Below are 21442 nucleotides of genomic sequence, written 5' to 3' on the forward strand. Positions count from 1 at the left end.
GTGATAATATTTGGAGTTTAAAATTGCGACCCGAAAAAGCAGCCTGGCCCAGCTTCAGACTGAAATAGTAATGGGTATACTGGAAAAAAATTTTAATATGAAATGTCAGAAAGTACTTATTGAAACTACTGGTGACAAAAGGCTTGATATAGCTTTAAACAAAATAGGCGGAAAAGGTCTGTTTTTAAAGGAAATTGAGCTGGCGCTCCTGCAGAATGAAGCAGATGCCGCAGTACACAGTATGAAGGATGTACCCTTTGATGTTCCAGAAGATTTTGAAATAGCTGCTGTTTTAGAGAGAGAAGATGTGAGAGATGCTTTTGTTTCTTTGAACAATATACATTTTGAAGACTTGCCGGTTGGAGCCAGGGTTGGGACTAGCAGTAATAGGAGAGCTGCCCAGGTGAAATTATTGAGACCGGATTTGGATATAGTTGCCATAAGGGGCAATATACAGACCAGGATAAAGAAAATTAAAGAACAGGATTTACAGGGAATAGTACTGGCAGCTGCAGGAATTAAGAGGTTAAAACTTGAAGAATTGGTTACAGAGTATTTTCCCATAGAAAAAATGATACCTGCAATTGGACAGGGAGCTTTGGGAGTGGAAATAAAGAAGCAGAGCCAGTACAAAAATTTTTTTACACAATTAAATGATGAAGATACAAGGGTGTGTGTAGAAGCGGAGAGAAGCTTCATGAGGACTTTAAATGGAGACTGTCATTCTACTATAGGAGCTTATGCCCGGATAGAAGGAAATCTTATAAATATAATTGGAGTATTTATGGTAGATGGCAGATTGATAAAAAAAGATATAACAGGCAGCAGGGAGAACTATATGATTCTAGGTCAAAAACTTGCTGAAGATATAGTAAATTCTTAGGGGAGGTTTCAAATGGGTAAAGTTTATCTTATAGGTGCAGGTCCTGGTGAGGAAGAACTTATAACTTTAAAGGCAGTGAGAAAGCTTGGAGAATGTACTGCGGTGATGTACGACAGGCTGGCGGGATCTGAAGTTTTGAAATATCTAAATGATAATTGCAAAGTATATTATTGTGGAAAGGAACCGGGATGTCATTACAAGAGTCAGGATGAGATAAATGACATGCTGATTAAACTGGCAAAAGAAGGACATACCGTGGGGAGGATCAAGGGAGGAGATCCCTATATATTTGGAAGAGGAGGAGAAGAAGCTCTTGCACTTCTAAAGGAAAACATTGAATTTGAAGTTATTCCAGGGATTACATCTCCTATTTCCGTACTGAATTATGCAGGTATACCTGTAACTCATAGAAAAATATCCAGAAGCTTTCACGTATTTACAGGAAAAACTGCAGATAAATTGAATATAGATTGGAATGCGGCAGCTAAAATAGGGGGTACTCTGATTTTCCTGATGGGATTTAAAAACCTTGATGTAATATGCGGCAATCTGATAAAAAATGGAATGGACAAAAACACACCCTGTGCAGTAGTTATGAGAGGGACCACCTCAAAGCAGAGAAAAATTGTGGGCAAGCTTCAGGATATAAGTGAAAAAGCAAATTCGGCATCGATGTTTTCTCCCTGTATCATAGTGATAGGGAAAGTGGTTGAGTTCAGTGATCAGTTGAACTGGTATGAAAAAAAGCCTCTTTTTGGCAGAAATATATGTATTACCAGATCAAAAGCACAGTCAGGAGAAATGCGAAGGAAGCTTCTGGATTTGGGAGCTCAGGTTACTGAAATACACTCTATTGAGATAAAGTATACCTCAGAAAACATCAAAAAATATATGGATAAACTTTCTGATTATGATTACATAGTGTTTACCAGTGTAAATGGGGTGAATAGTTTCTTTGATAGACTGCTGTGTGAAAATTATGATGTGAGAAGGATACGGGCAAAATTTGCTGCCATAGGTCCTGCTACGAAAAAAGCCATAAGTCAGAGGGGAATTATACCGGAGATGGTGGCAGAGAAATTTGTAGCTGAAAGTCTTCATGATAAGATGAAAGATTTTATAAAGAGGGGGGACAGGATCTTTATTCCACGATCCAAAAATGCAAGGCCTTACCTGGCTGAAACTCTGCGCAGAGAAGGATGTATAGTAGATGAGTGTTATACCTATGAAACAGTGAGCGGGAAACTTACGGATAAAGATTGTTTCCAGGATGTGGATACAGTGATTTTTACAAGTCCGACCACAGTTAAGAATATGATAAATCTGGTGGGAATTGCAGCCATAAGTAAAAAAGAGGTAGTGGCTATAGGACCTATAACGGGAAAAGAGCTGGAAAAGCACCACATAATTTATGATATGTCCGGTGAATATACTACAGATGGAATTATAAAAACTATATTAAATGAAAGGTAGTAATGAAAATGTTCAGAAGACACAGGAGATTGAGAAAAAATCAAGTTATAAGGGATATGGTTAAAGAAACAGTACTTAACAGGCAGGACTTTATATATCCTCTGTTTGTGGTGGAAGGAAAAAACATAAAGAAGGAAATACCTTCTCTGGAAAATAATTATCATTATTCCATTGACAGACTGGAGGAAATTGTACAGGAAATTAAGAAATCAGGAGTGAAAAGTGTTATCTTATTTGGAATTCCCGGGTACAAGGACGAGGTTGGAACTTCAGCTTTTGAAAAAGACGGTATAATACAAAGAGCAGTTAGAAAATTGCGGGAACTCTATCCTGAGCTCTATATAATAACAGATGTGTGCATGTGTGAATATACCAGTCACGGACACTGCGGTATACTTCACGGCCATGAAGTGGATAATGATGAGACCATCAAGTATATTGCAAAAATAGCTGTATCTCATGCTGAAGCTGGTGCAGATATGGTAGCACCTTCAGATATGATGGATGGCAGAGTGAAGGCCATCAGAGATGCATTGGATGAAAATGGATTTAAAGATGTATCTATAATGGCATACAGTGCTAAATATTGCTCAGCATTTTACGGACCTTTCAGGGATGCGGCAGATTCGGCACCTAAGTTTGGAAACAGGAAGGGCTATCAGATGGATCCAGCCAACATAAGAGAAGCCATGCTTGAAATAGAAGACGATATAAAAGAAGGAGCAGACATAATAATGGTAAAGCCTGCCATGCCGTATCTTGATGTAATAAGGTGGGCAAAAGATAAATTTGATGTACCGGTGGCGGCTTATAATGTGAGCGGAGAATTTGCCATGGTTAAAGCTGCAGCCCAAGCCGGGCTCATAGACGAAAAAGCTGTGGCAGAAGAAATGCTCACCTGCATAAAAAGGGCTGGAGCAGGAATGATAATCACCTACTATGCACTGGATATATGCAGGTGGATAAAAGAAGAAAACAATTATTAGATTGATTTCGAGGAAAGGTAGGATTATTATGAAAAGCATCGTTATATCTTCAGACAGCAGTGGCGGCGGAAAAACCACAGTAACTCTTGGAATTATGAAAGCTCTTATAAAAAGAGGGTATAAGGTTCAGGGATATAAAGTAGGGCCTGATTATATAGATCCTGCATTTCATAAAAGTATAACCGGCACAGCTTCTAGAAATCTTGATCTCTATCTTATGGGAGAAAATGGCGTAAAGGCTTCTTTCAGCAGAGGCAGGGGTGACCTTGGGATAGTTGAAGGAGTTATGGGACTCTATGACGGGAAGGGGATAGACAGTGAATATTCTACAGCTAATGTAGCCAGAGTGCTGGATTTACCGGTGGTGCTGGTTATAAGCCCCAAGTCTCAAAGCACAACCCTTTGTGCTGAAATAAATGGGATAGTGAATTTTGAAAGCATAAATATATGCGGGATTATTTTTAACAATATAGGTGAAAGTTATTACAAACTTTTGAAAGCTGCAGTAGAGAAGAACTGCAATTTAAAAGTTTTTGGATATATACCTGCTGATGAGAGACTTTCTCTTAAAAGCAGGCATCTTGGATTAGTTCAGAGCAGTGAAGTGGAGGATCTAAATGAAAAAATTGAACTGTGCAGTGAGCTTATTTTAAAAAATGTAAACCTGGAAATCCTGCTGAAATATTTCAAGGAAGGGCCTGATTTCAGAGATGAATACCATCTGAAAAATAGAAATATAAGGACTGCAGTGCCTTATGATAAGGCTTTTAGTTTTTATTACAAGGAGAATATAGAACTTCTTGAGGAGGCTGGAGAAATTGTATTTTTTAGTCCCCTTAAAGATAAAAGTCTTCCTGAAAATATAGATTTTTTGTATATAGGAGGCGGGTATCCGGAAGTTTTTGTAAAGGAGCTCAGCAGAAATAGATCCATGCTGGAGAGTATAAATAAAAAGTTGAAATCCGGTCTTGCATGTTATGCTGAATGTGGAGGCCTCATGTACCTCATGGGAGGTATTGAAGATGCGGAAGAAAAATGTGTGTTAAATACAGTAGGATTTTTTAGTGGAAATGCCTATATGACCTCTAAACTTCAGAATTTCGGATATGCTCAAATAGAAGTGACTGAAAAAAACAACATTCTGCCTCTGGGATTTAAGATAAACTGTCATGAATTTCATAAATCCTATATTGAATCAGATGAAAAGAAGATCTATACATTGAACAAAGATACCTATAATGGAAAAATAAAAAAATGGAATTGTGGTTATGTAAATAAAAATACATTGGGAGCCTATGCACATATTCATTTTTTTGGAAATTTGAATATTATCAAACAAATTCTAAAAAATATTAAAAATAAAGGGGAATGAAGGAGTTGTTGAGAATGGGTCTGCTTGAGGAAACTTTAGACAGTATAAGAGGAAAGGATGAAGAGGCTGTAAAAAAGGCATGGTCTGCTATAGATAATCTTACGAAACCTATAGGAAGTCTGGGAAAACTTGAAGAGATAATCGCCAAAATGGCTGGAATAACAGGAAAAACCCATAATAAAATAAATAAGAAAAACATTGTCATAATGTGTGCCGACAATGGAATGTGGGATGAAAAATTAAATAATTGTCCTAAAGAGCTTACGGTGACGGTTACTAAGAATTTTGTAAAAGGTATTACAGGAGTCTGTGTATTAGGTGATTTTTTCAAATCAGACAGAACTGTAGTGGACATAGGAGTGGATTATGATTTCAATGATCCTGAAATTTTAAACAGGAAAGTGGCCTATGGTACCAAAGACATTACCAAGGGACCTGCCATGACCAGAGAAGAATGCGTAAAAGCAGTTGAAACAGGAATTGAGGTAGTGGATGATCTTGTAAAAAAGGGATATGACCTTTTTGGCACAGGGGAAATGGGAGTGTGCAATACTGCTACCAGTGCTGCAGTCTTAAGCGGACTTAGAAAATTACCTGCAGATGTGACGGTGGGCAAGGGATCTGGCATTACAGACAGTCAGCTCTATTACAAGAAAAAGGCTGTACAGCAGGCCATTGACATAAATAAGCCTAATTCAGAAGACCCTATTGATGTCCTATCAAAAGTGGGAGGTTTTGATATAGCTGGAATATGCGGATGTTTTCTGGGAGCTGCCAGAAACAATGTCCCCATTGTAATTGACGGATTTATATCTGCAGTGGCTGCTCTTTGTGCTTTCAGGCTGAACAACAAGGTAGTGGATTATCTGTTTGCTTCCCATCTTTCGGCAGAACCAGCCATAAAGTACATAATGGCAGAACTGGGACTTACACCTATGGTGAATTTGAACATGAGGCTGGGAGAGGGATCCGGATGTCCTATAGCTTTTGGAATAATAGAGGCGGCCCTTTATGTTATGGACAATATGGGAACTTTTTCGGATGCTAACATAGATAGTGCAAATTTTGTAGATATCAGGGAAAAATAAAAAATTAATTTTCTATGCAGAAATGGAGAAGGTATTATGGATTATGTAAAATCACCTATGGATATAGAGAAGAGAAGTTTTGAAATAATAGAAGAGGAAATGGGAAGTCACAATTTTTCAGACGAAGAGCTCCTGGTAGTAAAAAGAGTAATACATACTACAGGGGATCCGCAGTATAAAGAAATTGTATATATAAGGCCGGGGGCCATAGACAGTGCATTGAAGCTTCTAAGAGAAGGCACCACCATATATACGGATACCAATATGGCGGCTGCAGGAATAAATAAAAAAGTGTTAGGCAAACTTAATTGTAAAGTCGAGTGTTTTGTAAATAGAGAGGATATAGCAGATACAGCCAGGGTCAAGGGTATAACCCGCTCTATGGCTGCAGTGGAAAAAGCGGTAGAAGAAGGAGTGGAGTTCTTTGTATTTGGCAATGCTCCTACAGCTCTTTTTAAATTGAAGGAACTTGTACTATCAGGAAAGGCAGCACCAAAATTTATAGTGGGAGCTCCGGTAGGTTTTGTGGGAGCTGAGGAATCCAAAAAAGAGATAGAAAAATTGGATGTGCCCATGATAACCATAAGGGGAAGAAAAGGCGGAAGCAATATAGCGGCTGCAATAGTGAATTCACTTATGTACATGATAACAAGATGATATTTTGAGGTGATATATTGTGCTGAATATGTATGTAAACTGCAATGGTAAAAAATTGAGATGTGGATACACCACAGGTTCCTGTGCGGCAGCGGCAGCTAAGGCGGCAGCAGTTGTTTTATATTTCCACAAGGATCTTAAAGAAGTCAAAATAGATACTCCCCGGGGAATTGAACTTTTGATACCTCTGCATAAGATGGTGCAGAAGGAGGATTGTGTAGAGTGCTGTGTGTTAAAAGACGGAGGGGACGATGTGGATATAACAGACGGCATAGAGATATGGGCAAGAGCCAGAAAACTTCCACAGGGATATATTTTAAAAGGCGGCAAAGGAATTGGAATAGTCAAGGGTGAAGGGCTTTACGTAAAAAAAGGAGAGCATGCCATAAACCCGGTTCCAAGAAAAATGATTGAAAAAGAAGTAATGGAAGTACTACCTAAAGGAGCTGGTATAGAGATAACTGTCTTTGTTCCCCAAGGAGAAAAAATAGCAAAAAAGACTTTTAACCCCAGGCTGAATATAGTTGGAGGAATTTCCATATTGGGAACTACTGGAATTGTGGTACCCATGTCCGAAGAGGCCTTGATGCAGTCCGTAGAGCTGGAGATAAACCAAAAAGTGTCTCGGGGATTTCAGGATTTAATTCTTCTTTTTGGCAGTATGGGTGAAAAAATGGCATTGGATTTAAAACTGGATAGAAATAAAATGGTTATAATGTCTAATTATGTTGGTTTTGCACTGAACTGCTGCATGGAAAAAAAAGTAAAAAAAGTGCTTCTGGTAGGTCATATAGGAAAGCTCAGCAAGGTTGCCTCAGGATGTTTTAACACACACAGCAGAGTAGCGGACGTAAGACTTGAGACACTGGCTCTTGAACTGGCTCTTATGGGAAAACCTGTGAATATTGTAAAGCAGGTGTATGAGCAGAAGACCACGGAAGGAGCAGTTAAGTTTCTGGGAGAAGGATATGGGGAGCTGTACAAAAATATAGGCCTAAAGGTGAAAAATAGAGTAGAACAATACACTTATAATTCAATTGAGGTAGAGGTTATCATGTACTCTATGGGAAGTGGAGTACTGTATAACAGCCTCAAGCAGATTGGCAGGTGAAGAAAATACCATGGATACTAAAGTCTTCATAGTGGGTATAGGTCCCGGAAGTCAGGAGTATATACTTCCAAGGGCTGTATCTGCAATGGAACAGTCTGATGTGGTAATTGGTTTTGAAAGAGCAGTTGACAGCTTGAATTTTATAAAAAAGAATAAAATAAAGGTAAAAAAGCTAGGACAGATATTGGATATTATAGAACAGGGTGAATATAGGAACATATCAATAGCGGCCTCTGGAGATCCACTCTACTATGGTATAACCGAGTACCTTAAGAAAAATTACCGGGGAAATATAGATATTATTCCAGGAATCAGTTCTTTTCAATATATGATGGCAAAGATAAAATTGAGCTGGCAGGGAGCTTTTCTGGGAAGTCTTCATGGAAGAGAAGATGATTTTAGCAGTATAGTAAAAGAAAATGGGGTGTCCATATGGTTTACGGATAATGTGCATTCTCCGGATTATATGTGCAGGGTGCTTGCAGATTCATCTGTTGATGTAAAAATGTATGTAGGAGAAAATCTCTCCTACGAGGATGAAAGGATAACCTGGGGAAATATAGATGAAATGCAAGACAGGAAATTCAGCGGACTTTCAGTAGTTGTAATAGAGAACAGGGGAGAAATTTTATGATGTATATAGAGGATGATGAATTTATAAGAGGAAATTGTCCAATGACAAAAGAGGAAGTCAGAATACTCAGTATTTCAAAGCTGGGGGTCAGTGAGGATTCCAGAGTGCTGGACATAGGAGCCGGCACGGGGTCTGTGAGCATACAGCTGGCGAAAATATGCAGTAAAGGCGGTATAACAGCTATTGAAAAAGATGAGGAAGCTCTTTGTCTTATTGAACAGAACAGAAAAAAATTTAATGTGGAGAATTTGAAGGTGATAGAGGGAGAAGCCCTTAAGGTGGAAAAGGATGCACAGGGACCATTTGATGCCATATTTATAGGTGGAAGCGGCGGAAATATAGATGGTATAATAAAGCTATACGGTTCAAAACTGGAGAGCAGGGGAAATATGGTGCTTAATTTTATAACTTTAAATAATCTCTACAAGGCCATGAGTACCTTGAAGGATATGAATTATAAGGTGGAGTGCATTCAGGTTTCAATAAACAAAACCCGTGGAAACAGCTATATGATGACCTCCAGCAACAGTATATTTATAGTCAAGGCTGTTAAGCCATGACTTTGATTTGATAGATTTTCGGCAAAGCCGAAAATCAACATTAATTGTGAACTGTGAATTGTCAATTGCCAATTAAATAAATTATACATAAAAGGAGTATGGAATCAAATGGAAAATACAGATACATCTATGGGCACTTTGTATGGAATAGGAGTTGGGCCTGGAGATGAGGAATTACTTACATTGAAAGCTGTAAATACCATAAAAAAATGTGATGTGGTAGTGGCACCCTGTGCCAGAGAGGGAAAAGACAGCATAGCCTTTGATACGGCCAGAAATTTTGTGGATGAGCACAAAGAAGTCATAATAAAACATTTTCCCATGGGAGGAAAAGATCAGGACAGGAAAGTGTTCGAGGCCTTTGAAGTTATAGAAGAAAAATTAAAAGAAGGTAAAAATGTGGCATTCCTGACCATAGGAGATCCTTTTGTGTACAGTACCTACATATACCTTCTGACCCATATGAAAGATAGAGGATATAATACAAGAACCATACCTGGAATAACATCTTTTTGTGCAGCTGCCAGTTTGGCAGGTGAAAATATTGTCATAGGAGATGAAAGGGTACTTATTCTGCCTGCCAGTCAGGTGGATGAAATAAAAGATGAAAAATTTGTAGTTATAATGAAATTGTACAGGAACGAAGAAAAGGTTCTAGATAGATTGGAGAAAAAAGGTTTCAAATACGTATTTGTGAAAAGGGCATATAGAGAAGGACAGCAGATTTTCAGAAAGAGAGAGGACATACTGAAAAACAGGGATTATATGTCACTTATAATAGCACAGAGAAAATAGTGGAGGGATAGATATGGTTAATAAAGTTTACTTTATAGGAGCAGGTCCTGGAGATGTGGATTTGATAACTGTAAAGGGAAGAAATATACTGTCAGGTGCAGATGTGGTAATATATGCAGGTTCTCTTGTGAGCAAAGAGCACATGAATTACTGTAAGAATGGGGTAAAGACGTATAATTCAGCTTCTATGACATTGAAAGAAGTTATTGAAGTTATTGATAAATATTATAATGAAGGCAAAAATGTAGTCAGACTTCATACGGGGGATCCAACAATATATGGAGCTATAAAGGAACAGATGGATGAACTGGATAAGCTTCACATACCCTATGAGGTAGTGCCTGGAGTGAGCTCTTTTACAGCTGCTGCAGCTGCAATAAAAAGTGAATTTACTCTTCCCAATGTAAGTCAGACAGTTATACTTACGAGAATGGAGGGCAGAACTCCTGTACCTGAGAATGAAAGCTTGGAGAAGCTTGCCTCTGTAGGATGCTCTATGGCTCTGTTTTTATCCGTCAATATGATAGACAAGGTTGTTGAAAGATTAAGAGCAGGATATGGAAGAAATGTACCTGTAGCAGTTATTCAAAAAGCCACCTGGCAGGATGAGAAATGTGTGGTGGGAACATTGGATGATATTGCAGAAAAAGTGAAAAGTGAGAATATAACAAAGACAGCTCAAATATTGGTGGGAGATTTTATTAACTGTGAATACGACAGAAGCCTGCTGTATGATGAAAATTTCACCCACATGTACAGAAAGGGAAAAAATGAGGATAGCGGTAATTAGTGTAACAAATGCCGGGGATAAAATAGCGGAAAAGCTTAAAGACTATTTTAGTATAGATCTCTATTCCAAAAAAAAAGATGAAAAATTTAATCTGAAAAATACAGCTGAAATTGTAATGAACAAATATAGAGATGTTTTGTTTGTAAGCTCTACAGGTATAGCGGTGAGAGCTATAGCCCCCTTTATAAAATCCAAGGACAGAGATCCAGCAGTTATTGTAGTAGATAGTTCCTGTAAATTTGTCATAAGTCTTTTAAGCGGTCATCTTGGGGGAGCAAACGAGCTGGCTGTGGAGCTGGCGGATATTTTAAAAGCAGTTCCCGTAATAACCACTGCTACGGACAACATGGGTATAAAGGCACCGGATGTTCTGGCCAGAGATAATGAACTCGTTATAGACAGTTTGCAGGATGCAAAATACATGGCATCACTTTTGGTGGCAGGCGAAAAAGTTGGATTTATGGATGAAGACAATCTTATAAAAGTTCCGGCGGGTTACAGCAGCAGTCTTAATAAGGTCAGCGGAGCTGTGTATGTGACAAATAAAAACAGACTTAGCTTGGATAATACAAAAATTTTAAAGCTCATAAGAAGGAATATTGTGCTTGGGGTTGGATGCAGGAAAAATTTTAGTCCCCTGGATATGATAGACAGAGTTAAAAAATTACTGAGTGATTACAATATAGATGAAAGAGCCGTGAAATATATAGCTACTGTGGAAATTAAATCTGAAGAAAGAGCTGTGATTGAACTGGCGGAATATTTTAAGTGCGACATAAAAATATTTTCTGTGGAAGAAATAAGAAATGTACAGCATAATTATGAGGGCAGTGATTTTGTGGAAAAGTCCGTGGGAGTAAGAGCAGTTTGTGAACCCTGTGTAGAACTTGCGGGAGCAGCTTTGCTCACAGATAAAATAAAAGCAGATGGCATGACACTGTGTATTGGCAAATTATGTAGAATATAAAAGGATGTGTTTAATTTGGGTAAGCTTTATGTAGTTGGAATTGGTCCGGGAAGTGTTGAAAATATGACGGTAAGGGCTGTAGAGACAATAAAAAAAAGTGATATAGTCATAGGATATACCAAGTATTTGGATATAATAAGCAGTCTAATTGAAAATAAAAAAGTGTTTTCCACAGGCATGAGAGGTGAGGTGGAAAGGTGCAGACAGGCACTTGAACTTTCACGGGACAACGTGGTTTCCATAGTGAGTACAGGGGATTCGGGAATATACGGTATGGCAGGACTTATTCTCGAAATGAGAAAAGATGAAGATGTGGAAATAATTCCGGGAATCACAGCCTCTTCTGCAGCTGGATCCGTGGTTGGGGCACCGCTTATGCATGATAACTGCAATATAAGCCTAAGTGATCTCATGACACCCTATGAGCTGATAAAAAAGAGAGTGGAACTTGCAGCTTCCGGAGACTTCGTAATATCTTTTTATAATCCTAAAAGTCATGGAAGACCTCATTATCTGAAAGAATGCATGGATATTATACGAAAATACAGAGCGGACTCCACTCCGGTAGCTGTAGTTAAAAACGCACTCCGGGAAGGACAGAAGTATGAAATTTTTACCATGGATTCTTTTGAGGATGACAAGGTGGATATGATGTCCATAGTGATAGTGGGCAACAGCAACAGCTACTTGAAGGAAGGTGAATTCATAACTCCCAGAGGATATAAATTCACCAGCTCAAATAATTAATTATGAATTGTAAATTGAACAAGGGGGGGTGTATAAATTGAGTATCTTGAAAAAGGGTATTCTGGTGGTCAGTTTTGGAACCAGCATATTGGAGACATTAAAAAGCTGTATTGAGAATACAGAACAGGAGATCAGAAATAAGTTTAAAGGATATGAGGTCAGAAGAGCTTTTACCTCAGGAATAATAATCAGAAAATTAAAGAGAGAAATGGGAATTGAAATAGATACGGTGGCAGAGGCACTGCTTAATATGAAAAATGAAGGATTTTCAGAGGTATATGTGCAGCCCCTTCACATAATGCCGGGAGATGAGTACGACAAAATAGTGCTTGATGTAAAAAAGTACGGATCTTTTTTTGACAAATTGGTGGTGGGAAGACCTGTGCTCTATAGAAAGGATGATTATGTAACAGCAGCCAAAGCTCTGGAAAATCAACTTCCTCTGCTGAAGCAGAATGAGGCTGTAGTACTCATGGGTCATGGCTCATCTCATCCGGGCAATGCTATTTATGCCATGTTTCAGTATGTATTGGAGGACATGGGTATGAAGAATATATTTATAGGTACGGTGGAAGGTTATCCTGTAATTGAAAATATAATACCCAAGCTGAGGGATAATAAAATAGAAAAGGTCATTCTCATGCCGTTTATGGTGGTGGCAGGAGATCATGCATTAAATGACATGGCAGGGGATGACAGCAATTCCTGGAAGGAAATACTTAAAAGTAAAGGATTTGAAGTCAGCACATATATTCACGGCCTGGGAGAAAATAGAGCTTTTCAAAGAATATATGTACAGCATGTAGAGGACTGTATAAATGGCAACCCTCTTATGAATACAAAAATTAAGGTTTTAGGTGACTTGTAAGGAGATTTTTGATATGATAGGATTGATTCTTGGAACTAGTGAAGGGAAAAAAATACTTTCCATGCTCAATGAATTTACGGAGGATATATTTGTATCTACTGCAACAGAATATGGAGCTTCACTTCTTGAAAATTATAGATACAGATATATGAATGACAAACCTCTTGATTTTGACAAGCTTGTAGATGAGCTCAAAAAAAGGAATGTAACGGCACTGGTGGATGCATCTCACCCCTATGCGGTAGAAGTCAGTAAAAATGCAATGGAAGCCTGTAATAAATTGAATATAGAGTATATAAGATATGAAAGGCCTTCCTGTATAGAAAAATTCAAGGATGAACCTAAGGTTATAAAAATACGGGATTATAGTGCATTTAAATCAGAGCTTGAAGATAGAAATATAAAAGGTACCATACTCAATACTACGGGCAGTAAAAGTCTGGGTGATATATTGGCTTTGAAGCTGGAAAATAGAATAGTCTATAGAGTACTGCCCAGCCTGAAGGTTTTAAATGAACTTCATAATCGAAACATAGCTTTGGACAATATAATTGCGCTAAAAGGGCCTGTCAGCTATCAGCTGAATTGTGCTTTTATAAGGGAATACAAAGCCCAGGCTATGCTGCTCAAAGATAGCGGTGTAGAAGGCGGCACTCTTGAAAAAATAAGATCTTGTTTGGATTGTGGAATATATGCTTTTATAATAGAGAGAAAAAGAGCAAATTATCACAGGGTTTTCCACAGTGTGGAAGGTCTGGTGGAATATATAAAGGATGTAAAGTGATTCTTAGATAAAAGTTATTTGTAAAGGATGTATTTTATGGAGGTTACAGCAGCTTATCCTGGAAGTTTTGGAGAAATAGTTCAGGGAAAAATGGAAAATAGAGATATTTTATTATCTTGTCCTGTAGATGTTTATACTGAAGTCAAACTCACAGAATGCCATAATCCTGTAAGAAGAGCGAATTTGAAAAAATCCTCGAATTTTCTATTTAATATTCTAAAGTCTTGGGGATATGAAAAATATTATAAAAATATAGATATAGAAATAAATTCCCAAATTCCACAGGGTAAAGGACTTGCCAGCAGCACGGCAGATTTGTGTGGGGTATATTACTGTCTTATAGATATGTTCAACAGAAAATTCAATGAATTAGAACTTGTAAGAAATTGTGTCAATATAGAGCCTACTGACAGTATAATATTTAAAAAGATGACTCTATTTGATTATAAAAATGGAAAATACAGTTGTACTTTGGGAGATTACCTTTCCTATGATGTACTTGCTTTTGAAGGATATGGAGCAGTTGATACTGTGGAATTTAATCATAGGGATTTGCCGGAATTAAGTGATGTGACAGCACTTATACCTGTACTTAAAGAAGCGGTGGAAGAAAAAAATCTAGAAAAATTAGCATATGTATCTACTGAAAGCATAATAAAGAATCAGGGAAGGCTTTATTATGAGTTTTTGGACAGGATAATTGATATAAAAAAAAGGACTTCAGGACTTGGCATAATGGGAGCGCACAGTGGAAATGCTCTGGGGATAATATACAAAGGCAGAGAAGAAATTGACTTTGCAGAGAGAATATCACAAAAACTGAATTTAAAGAATATTAAGTTGTACAAAGTAAAGACATTGAAGAAAATTTCGACTTAAATGCAATATCAAATTATTATAAAGGGGAGTTGGTATTTATAATGGATAAAGGATATATTCAAGTTTATACTGGAAATGGCAAGGGAAAAACTACAGCAGCACTGGGATTATCTCTCAGGGCAGTATGTGCCGGCAAAAAGGTGTTTTTTGGACAATTTGTAAAGGGAATGGATTACAGTGAACTAAAGGCAGGAGAGTATCTTCCCAACTTTACACTGGAGCAATTTGGAAGAGATGTTTTTATATTTGACAAGCCCAGTGAAAAGGATATAAAAGTAGCCAAGGAGGGACTGGAGAAGGTTAAAAAAGTGCTTAGTTCCGGAGACTATGATGTAGTTGTACTGGATGAGATAAATATAGCCGTGTTTTACAAGCTCTTTACTCCGGAGGAAGTATTGGAGCTTTTGGATATGAAGCCTGAAAAAACGGAAGTTATATTGACTGGAAGATATGCGGATCCTAAAATAGTGGAAAGAGCAAATCTAGTTACAGAGATGAAAGAAATAAAACATTATTATGTCGAGGGTGTAAAAGCCAGAAAGGGAATAGAAAATTAGTTTATTCCATCACTACCACTACTAATAAAATACTTCCAACATCTCAAAAAAGTGGGAGGAAAGCATTACTCGCACGTCTGGATATATAATAAACTGAGCCTGATGAATTTTATAAAATTTGTCAGGCTTTTAATTGTCCAAAAGAAAACCACCTGCTGTGCAGGTGAGTTCAGAAAAGCTTAAGCGGTGAACAAAAAACCTCACTTTGATAAAATAGAAATGGTCTCGTCAGCCAAATCTATAATTCAAAGGAGGTTTGTGCCCTAAATGGACAACAACAGTTTAGCACATACTAAATGGAGATGTAAATATCATGTAGTATTTGCACCAAAGTATAGAAGAAAAGAAATATATGGAGAAAGAAAAAAAGAGATAGGAAAAATATTAAGGGAATTATGTAATTGGAAGGGAGTAGAAATAATAGAAGCAAATGCATGTGAAGATCATATACATATGCTTTTATCAATACCACCAAAGATAAGTGTATCAGGTTTTATGGGATTTTTAAAAGGAAAAAGCAGTTTAATGATATTTGAAAGATTCTCAAATTTAAAGTATAAATATGGGAATAGACATTTTTGGTGTAGAGGATATTATGTTGATACAGTGGGTAAGAATAAAAAAGCAATAGAAGAATATATAAAAAATCAACAAAAAGAAGATATGATTTCTGACCAGATAAGTATGAAAGAATATATGAACCCTTTTAAGGGTAGCAAGTAATATAAATTGCGGCTGGCGGGATCTTCAAAAAATGCCTTAAGGCATAATGCTGGTAATGTGCCCTTGTAGGGCTTAAGAAAAACCACCAGCTAAGCTGGTGGATATTTATTTTGGTATTTACAAAATAGAAAAGTTAAGTTAAAATTGAAGATGAGAATCAATATCAATTAGAATATATGAATTTAATTAGAAAAGGGAGGATTTTATTGTGAGTATATTAGTTATTGGAGGAGACAAACTTGGAAATATAAAAGATAAATTAAAGGAAAATGGCTTTAACAAGATAGATCACATCAGCGGAAGAAAAAAAGGAGACAGAAAAATAAAGATATCTGAAGGTACGGATTTAGTTTTGGTATTGACAGATTATATAGGACATAACATATCTGAAATAATAAAAAATCAATCCAAAAGAAGCGATGTAACAATTATGTTCTGTAAACGATCCTGGTCAAGTATGTATAAAAATATAGAAAATTACATTACGCAGATAAAAAAGGTCTGAAATATGCAGACAAAAATAAATTTCTATATGGTGCAGTGCACTTATAAGAAATTATCTGTTAAATAATTTCTTATAAACTAATACGATTAAAAGTGTAAACACTGAAGTAAGTGCTATGGTTCCACCGGGGGCACTGTTTATATAATAGGATAAAAATAACCCAACTAGTATATCTGCAAATCCAAATACTATTGAAAATATAAATGTGAGCTTGAAGCCTCTGTGAAATTGAAGTGAAGCAGCTACAGGCATGGCAATCATGGATGAAATCACAAGAATACCCAGTATTCTTATGGACACCGAAATAGTAGCACCTACTAAAAGCGCAAAGAGGTAATTTATAAGTCGTACTTTTATTCCGCATACTTTAGCACCATTTTCATCAAAGGTTATATAGAGCAGTTCATTGTACAGCATGGATAGAGTCAGTACTGAAATTATGCTCAATGAAAATACCGTATACAGCTCACTTTTAGATACTGTAAGTATGCTTCCAAACAAATATGAGTTTACATTTGCATTTGCCTTTCCTGTACTTATGAGCACGATTGCAATTCCTACGGATAGTGTAAGAATTATTACAAGTATTAATTCTGCATATTTTTTATAGTAATTTCTCAAAAATTCTATGGTAACTCCTGCAAGGGAGGTGAATATAAAGGAAGTCAGTATTGGGTTATATCCAAATACCAATCCTATTGCCACTCCTGCCAGAGATGAATGGGACAATGTATCTCCCATCATGGAATATCTTTTTAAAACTAAAAAGGTACCTACTGCAGGGCATAATATTGATATAAATATACCTGCGATAATTGCATTTTGCATAAAGCTGTATTGTAACATAATTTTCCTCCAGTAAAAGATGGCCTAATTTTTGAAAGCTATAGATTTTCTATATTGGTCAACATCATATAGATGTACATTTCCATTGTTTATAGTACATATTTTAGTGGAATTTTCAAGAGCTGCTTTCAAATTGTGTTCCACCGATAATACTGTTATAGATGAGTTTCTGTTTAAGTTACGTATTATTTTGTATATACCCTTTTGGCTTGGAATGTCAATACCTGTAGATGGCTCGTCAAATATCAGGAGTTCAGGATTACCTACAAGTGCCCTCGCTATGAATATCTTCTGGCGTTGTCCTCCAGAAAGATTACCTATGAGACTGTTCTTGAAATCAATCATTCCTACAAGATCAAGACATCTGTCCATGGCTGTCCTATCCTTCAATTTTAGTACCTTCATATGACATTTAATCAATTCAGAAACAGTAATTGGAAATTCTGAATTAAAAGTTTCCAAAAACTGAGGCACATAGCCTATTTTTTTCGATGATACCCTTATTTCACCCTTTAAGGGATGTAATAATCCTAAAATCAGTTTTATCAAAGTGGTTTTGGCACTGCCATTTTCCCCTATAATTGAAAGGTATGTCCCTCTTTTTACGTTTAAATTTATTTTATTTAGTAAGTAAGGGGGACTGCCAGTGTAGGAAAAAGTCAAATCTTTTATGCAGATCATACTAAAACTCCTTCATTTATATAGAATTCGTATATATATTATTATATAACTACTTGCAAATAATTTGCAAGTAGTTATATAGGAATGATCTTATAGATTATGCTAAATTTTACTCCACAATTAAGAATTTACAATATACGAGTATTTTTTAACTTTTACCGTCCCATAGACATTTTTCCATATCTATGCGTCCATCATTTCTGAAGATAATACCTTCCGATTCCAAAAGAAATCTTTGAAATTCAGAACTTCCAAAAACATAATCCGGAGACAGGCCGCCGGATTTATTCACGACTCTGTGGCAGGGAAGATGCAAGTTGTCAGGGGCACTTCTCATGGCCCATCCAACTATTCTGGCACTTTTGGGTTCTCCAAGCATAGCAGCTATCTGTCCATAGGTGGCAACTTTTCCCTGTGGTATTTTAGAAACCAGGTTATAAACTTTGGAGAAAAATTTTTTCGACAAATATAGCACCTCTCTGTATCTATAATTTAGATTTTTGAATGGCAGTACATTTTTATTATAATGTGAATAATTTGAAATTACAATTTTAATAGGAAGGCTGATCGTGTCAATTTACTGCAGATTAAAAAAATATAGCTGTGACAGCTTTCATTTTTTTGAAACAATATGTAAAAAAATATTGACTAAATGGATAAAAAAATATATAATAATATCTGTTGATTGCAAAAATCAGTATGAGGTCCCTTGGTCAAGCGGTTAAGACGTCACCCTCTCACGGTGAAATCAGGAGTTCGATTCTCCTAGGGACTACCAAAGTTTAAAGAATGGCTTAACTTCAATAGTTAAGCCATTTTGTTTTTGTAGCTTTTTAATTTGCTTTTGAAAAAATTACATCTAGAGAAGTTTCATATCATGCCGATGATAGGTTTGCTTATTGTTCTACTTTCAAGGCATTAGCTGCTGGTGCTGTTTTAAAACAAGACTCATTAGGGCAGCTTAAGCAATTAGTTAAATATAAAAAAGAAGATGTCCTCTCCTATGCTCAAATTGCAAAAGATAATGTTGATAAAGGTATGACTATTGAAGAAATTTGTAGTGCAGCAATACGTTTCAGCGATAATACAGCTGCAAATCTTTTATTAAATCATATAGGCGGAAAAGCATAAAGCAGCACTTAATCAATTAGGAGATAACGTTACGCAACCTGTACATATAGAACCAGAACCAAACGAAGGTATGCCTGGAGATACTAGGGACACTAGCACACCAAGGTAAAAGTAGGTATCTTAAATGGTGGATGCCCACTTTGTGTGAAGTTTATAAATAATATTAATCATTACCATATGTTACATGTTGAAAGTATAAGCATAGTTTGGTAGCATGTATATTGTAAGAGCTTAATAAAAAGAGAACCATTTTACAGGCATCCGGTTAAATCTGGGTGCTTTTTTTGCATAAAATCACATATGTAAAAATATTACTTAAAAAATACAATATAAAGATATATACAGGTTTACTGACGGTGAAGAACATTTTGGCATATAAGTAAACTAAAAAAAACAATTAAATTAAAGGAAGTAAATATTGATGAAATATAGAGTTTTGGAAAAATCCAGAACTTTTTTATTTTGTCACCAAATAAAAATATGATAACATTAAAGTATAAAGATGAATTTTATAAATAGGAGAGTATTAATGATATATTTAAATTTGAATTATTTAAGCGGAGTAATTATGATTATTGTCGGAGGTGCATGTAAGTTATATCCACCTAAGCATATAAATCATTCTTTGGGCTATAGAACACCATTTGCAATGAAAAATGTTAATACATGGAATGAAGCAAATAAATTTGCTGGTATGATTCTTATATGTGTTGGAATAATATCTTTATTCATAACCACATTTTTCATTGTACTGGGTGAAGTTAATAGCAACATACCAGCAAAAATATCTGTTATTTTGCTTATAATTTCTATACCATATACAGAAATACATTTAAGAAAATTATTTAAAAAAGATGGAAGTAGAAAAGAAAATATTGACCTAAAATAAATCGATATTAATTCTATTATAGTTTCTGTAATAATTGGATGTATATTGTATCCATACCATAAATTATTTGATAAGAATTAATTTTAAAATTTCTTGGAGGAATACATTATGAAAATAAAAAGAAAATCTCCAATTGTAATTGCAGTTATAATTGTTTCAGCCTTTACTGTTTTATTTGCACTATTATCTATTAAAAATAGCAGCAATTATTTATTTCGTCTTTTGGCTCAAGGGGACCTATGTTTAACACACATAAACTCATATTAATTTTCCTATTAGCATCATTAATGTTGCAGTGGAAATTGAAATTACGGCAGTGGATAAAAATTGATTTGGAATAAAATAACATATTATAATTAGCGATATTGTAGTTAATATTGAATAATATTTGAGCTGCTTTCTTCGATGTTCACTTTTTATTTTTTTATTGATATTATCTACTGGTGAGAAAATGCAAATTAATGTAAAAGAAATGCCTAATAAAAATGTTACAGAAATATTGTTAAGTATTATGTATTTACCAGCAGTAACTATTATATAAAATACAATAAAACTGATAAAAAAGCATCCCCAATAAGTTTTTGCATGGTATCCGCCTGAAAATAATCTAATGGGACAAAAAAATAAAAGAGCAATTATATAATAATTTTGCAAAGAAAATATCCAGAATATAATAAAATATGGTATTAATTTTGTTATTTCATCAAAAGTACAAACTAATCCATATTCCATCTTTTTCAATTCAAGTTCTGAAAATTCAGGATTAGATTCAGAAATTTTTTTTACTAAACAAGTTATAAAATTATTCATTTTCCTCTCTCCTGCAAATTAAATGCAACTAAAAATTTTGTTATTTCAGAATTACTTTCTACAGATATGCATCCATTGTTTTGTTCAATTAATTGCTTGGTAATATATAGGCCAAATCCATGGTCATCTGATTTTTCGGTTTTTGTAGAAAATCCCTTCTCAAAAATTTTATTTTGAATATTTTTAGGAATCATTCCTGCGTTATCGGAAATTTCAATATAAAACTCATTGTCTTCAATAAAAGTATCAAAGGTTATTTTTTTATTTTGAATGTTGGATTTAGGTTGAAATGCTTCAAATGCATTGTCTATAAGATTGCTTATAATACTTATCAATTCGTTTTCTTTAATCTTTAATTTGCTAAAAGGTTCCTCAATCATTATATCAAGGTCTATATTGTTTTTATCAGCAAAATTGTTTTTAATAGATAATAGTCCATCTAAATAGTCATTACCTGTATTTATGTATTTAAAGGATGAATGGAGATTATCTGATATTCCGTCTACATAATTTTTTATTTTTTCAACGGTATTTGGTCTATTTAATGAACAAAGACCCCATATAACATTGATATGATTGGCAAAATCGTGTTTTTCCCGTCTTATTATGCTAATTATCTCCTTCATATTTTTAATCTGTTTTTCCTGAATCTTATAATTGGCTTTTATATTTATAAATTTTTGATATTTCTTTAATTCCTTAAATT

The 21442-nt window shown here is 35.5% G+C and carries 26 protein-coding genes, 1 tRNA gene and 1 pseudogene; 23 read left to right on the plus strand and 5 right to left on the minus strand.

Annotated elements, in window-relative coordinates:
* The first annotated feature begins 10 nt into the window (after window positions 1-10).
* The 19 genes from hemC to CLLU_RS09625 all read left to right on the plus strand — a co-directional run bounded on the left by hemC (window position 11) and on the right by CLLU_RS09625 (window position 16379).
* A complete protein-coding gene (gene hemC, locus CLLU_RS09535) occupies window positions 11-883 on the plus strand; it encodes a hydroxymethylbilane synthase (protein WP_106009516.1) in 873 nt (290 codons plus the stop codon).
* 12 nt (window positions 884-895) lie between these two features.
* A complete protein-coding gene (gene cobA / locus CLLU_RS09540) occupies window positions 896-2356 on the plus strand; it encodes a uroporphyrinogen-III C-methyltransferase (RefSeq protein ID WP_106009517.1) in 1461 nt (486 codons plus the stop codon).
* An 8-nt stretch (window positions 2357-2364) separates the two neighbouring features.
* A complete protein-coding gene (hemB, locus tag CLLU_RS09545; protein WP_106009518.1) occupies window positions 2365-3342 on the plus strand; it encodes a porphobilinogen synthase in 978 nt (325 codons plus the stop codon).
* Window positions 3343-3370: 28 nt separating this feature from the next.
* On the plus strand, window positions 3371-4714 hold the full coding sequence (locus tag CLLU_RS09550; protein ID WP_106009519.1) for a cobyrinic acid a,c-diamide synthase CobB: 1344 nt from the start codon (window positions 3371-3373) through the stop codon (window positions 4712-4714).
* A gap of 14 nt (window positions 4715-4728) precedes the next feature.
* Window positions 4729-5802, plus strand: a complete 1074-nt coding sequence (gene cobT, locus CLLU_RS09555; protein WP_106009520.1) for a nicotinate-nucleotide--dimethylbenzimidazole phosphoribosyltransferase — start codon at window positions 4729-4731, stop codon at window positions 5800-5802.
* Window positions 5803-5835: 33 nt separating this feature from the next.
* On the plus strand, window positions 5836-6459 hold the full coding sequence (locus CLLU_RS09560; RefSeq protein ID WP_207655980.1) for a precorrin-8X methylmutase: 624 nt from the start codon (window positions 5836-5838) through the stop codon (window positions 6457-6459).
* Window positions 6460-6478: 19 nt separating this feature from the next.
* On the plus strand, window positions 6479-7570 hold the full coding sequence (gene cbiD / locus CLLU_RS09565; RefSeq protein WP_106009522.1) for a cobalt-precorrin-5B (C(1))-methyltransferase CbiD: 1092 nt from the start codon (window positions 6479-6481) through the stop codon (window positions 7568-7570).
* Between the two features lie 10 nt (window positions 7571-7580).
* Complete coding sequence (cbiE, locus tag CLLU_RS09570; protein WP_106009536.1) at window positions 7581-8204, plus strand: precorrin-6y C5,15-methyltransferase (decarboxylating) subunit CbiE; 624 nt, start codon at window positions 7581-7583, stop codon at window positions 8202-8204.
* A complete protein-coding gene (cbiT, locus tag CLLU_RS09575) occupies window positions 8201-8764 on the plus strand; it encodes a precorrin-6Y C5,15-methyltransferase (decarboxylating) subunit CbiT (protein WP_106009523.1) in 564 nt (187 codons plus the stop codon). Before cbiE ends, cbiT begins: the two co-directional genes overlap by 4 nt.
* 129 nt (window positions 8765-8893) lie before the next feature.
* Window positions 8894-9559, plus strand: a complete 666-nt coding sequence (locus tag CLLU_RS09580; RefSeq protein ID WP_106009537.1) for a cobalt-factor II C(20)-methyltransferase — start codon at window positions 8894-8896, stop codon at window positions 9557-9559.
* Between the two features lie 13 nt (window positions 9560-9572).
* Window positions 9573-10349 carry a precorrin-4 C(11)-methyltransferase gene (gene cobM, locus CLLU_RS09585; protein ID WP_106009524.1) on the plus strand — a complete coding sequence of 259 codons (777 nt, stop codon included), beginning with the start codon at window positions 9573-9575 and terminating at the stop codon, window positions 10347-10349.
* Entirely contained in the window at window positions 10330-11316 is a 987-nt protein-coding gene (gene cbiG, locus CLLU_RS09590; RefSeq protein WP_106009525.1) for a cobalt-precorrin 5A hydrolase, read from the plus strand. Before cobM ends, cbiG begins: the two co-directional genes overlap by 20 nt.
* Before the next feature lie 15 nt (window positions 11317-11331).
* Window positions 11332-12063, plus strand: a complete 732-nt coding sequence (gene cobJ, locus CLLU_RS09595; RefSeq protein ID WP_106009526.1) for a precorrin-3B C(17)-methyltransferase — start codon at window positions 11332-11334, stop codon at window positions 12061-12063.
* A 43-nt stretch (window positions 12064-12106) separates the two neighbouring features.
* Complete coding sequence (locus CLLU_RS09600) at window positions 12107-12931, plus strand: sirohydrochlorin cobaltochelatase (protein WP_106009538.1); 825 nt, start codon at window positions 12107-12109, stop codon at window positions 12929-12931.
* 13 nt (window positions 12932-12944) lie between these two features.
* On the plus strand, window positions 12945-13715 hold the full coding sequence (locus tag CLLU_RS09605; protein ID WP_106009527.1) for a cobalt-precorrin-6A reductase: 771 nt from the start codon (window positions 12945-12947) through the stop codon (window positions 13713-13715).
* 36 nt (window positions 13716-13751) lie between these two features.
* The gene (locus tag CLLU_RS09610; protein ID WP_106009528.1) at window positions 13752-14594 is read left to right on the plus strand and encodes a GHMP family kinase ATP-binding protein; all 843 of its coding nucleotides are present in this window, start codon (window positions 13752-13754) and stop codon (window positions 14592-14594) included.
* A gap of 41 nt (window positions 14595-14635) precedes the next feature.
* The gene (gene cobO, locus CLLU_RS09615; RefSeq protein ID WP_106009529.1) at window positions 14636-15151 is read left to right on the plus strand and encodes a cob(I)yrinic acid a,c-diamide adenosyltransferase; all 516 of its coding nucleotides are present in this window, start codon (window positions 14636-14638) and stop codon (window positions 15149-15151) included.
* A 267-nt stretch (window positions 15152-15418) separates the two neighbouring features.
* Complete coding sequence (tnpA, locus tag CLLU_RS09620; protein WP_027103771.1) at window positions 15419-15874, plus strand: IS200/IS605 family transposase; 456 nt, start codon at window positions 15419-15421, stop codon at window positions 15872-15874.
* 208 nt (window positions 15875-16082) lie between these two features.
* Entirely contained in the window at window positions 16083-16379 is a 297-nt protein-coding gene (locus CLLU_RS09625; protein WP_106009530.1) for a DUF2325 domain-containing protein, read from the plus strand.
* 51 nt (window positions 16380-16430) lie between these two features.
* Here CLLU_RS09625 and CLLU_RS09630 read toward each other — a convergent pair whose 3' ends face one another.
* From CLLU_RS09630 to CLLU_RS09640, 3 genes are all read right to left on the minus strand, one after another.
* Complete coding sequence (locus tag CLLU_RS09630; protein ID WP_106009531.1) at window positions 16431-17225, minus strand: metal ABC transporter permease; 795 nt, start codon at window positions 17223-17225, stop codon at window positions 16431-16433.
* 24 nt (window positions 17226-17249) lie between these two features.
* Window positions 17250-17906, minus strand: a complete 657-nt coding sequence (locus CLLU_RS09635) for a metal ABC transporter ATP-binding protein (protein WP_106009532.1) — start codon at window positions 17904-17906, stop codon at window positions 17250-17252.
* Window positions 17907-18054: 148 nt separating this feature from the next.
* Complete coding sequence (locus CLLU_RS09640; protein ID WP_106009533.1) at window positions 18055-18372, minus strand: MGMT family protein; 318 nt, start codon at window positions 18370-18372, stop codon at window positions 18055-18057.
* A 237-nt stretch (window positions 18373-18609) separates the two neighbouring features.
* Here CLLU_RS09640 and CLLU_RS09645 point away from each other — a divergent pair.
* The 4 genes and pseudogenes from CLLU_RS09645 to CLLU_RS18745 all read left to right on the plus strand — a co-directional run bounded on the left by CLLU_RS09645 (window position 18610) and on the right by CLLU_RS18745 (window position 20193).
* Window positions 18610-18684: transfer RNA gene (locus CLLU_RS09645), tRNA-Glu, on the plus strand.
* Between the two features lie 59 nt (window positions 18685-18743).
* Window positions 18744-19143: pseudogene (locus CLLU_RS09650) on the plus strand (serine hydrolase); the annotation flags it as partial.
* 423 nt (window positions 19144-19566) lie between these two features.
* Window positions 19567-19926 (plus strand): SdpI family protein, encoded by a 360-nt coding sequence (locus CLLU_RS09655; RefSeq protein ID WP_106009534.1) that lies wholly within the window; start codon window positions 19567-19569, stop codon window positions 19924-19926.
* Between the two features lie 108 nt (window positions 19927-20034).
* On the plus strand, window positions 20035-20193 hold the full coding sequence (locus tag CLLU_RS18745; protein WP_158255914.1) for a hypothetical protein: 159 nt from the start codon (window positions 20035-20037) through the stop codon (window positions 20191-20193).
* On the opposite strand, the gene CLLU_RS09660 is transcribed toward CLLU_RS18745, so the two are convergent.
* On the minus strand, window positions 20185-20736 hold the full coding sequence (locus tag CLLU_RS09660; RefSeq protein ID WP_106009535.1) for an accessory gene regulator B family protein: 552 nt from the start codon (window positions 20734-20736) through the stop codon (window positions 20185-20187). The genes CLLU_RS18745 and CLLU_RS09660 overlap by 9 nt on opposite strands.
* The coding region (locus CLLU_RS09665; RefSeq protein ID WP_146127600.1) for a sensor histidine kinase at window positions 20733-21442 on the minus strand (710 nt) is incomplete at its 5' end. The genes CLLU_RS09665 and CLLU_RS09660, both read right to left, overlap by 4 nt.

The sequence above is a fragment of the Clostridium luticellarii genome, from assembly GCF_002995845.1.
In the GTDB taxonomy this organism is placed as follows: Bacteria; Bacillota; Clostridia; order Clostridiales; family Clostridiaceae; genus Clostridium_B; species Clostridium_B luticellarii.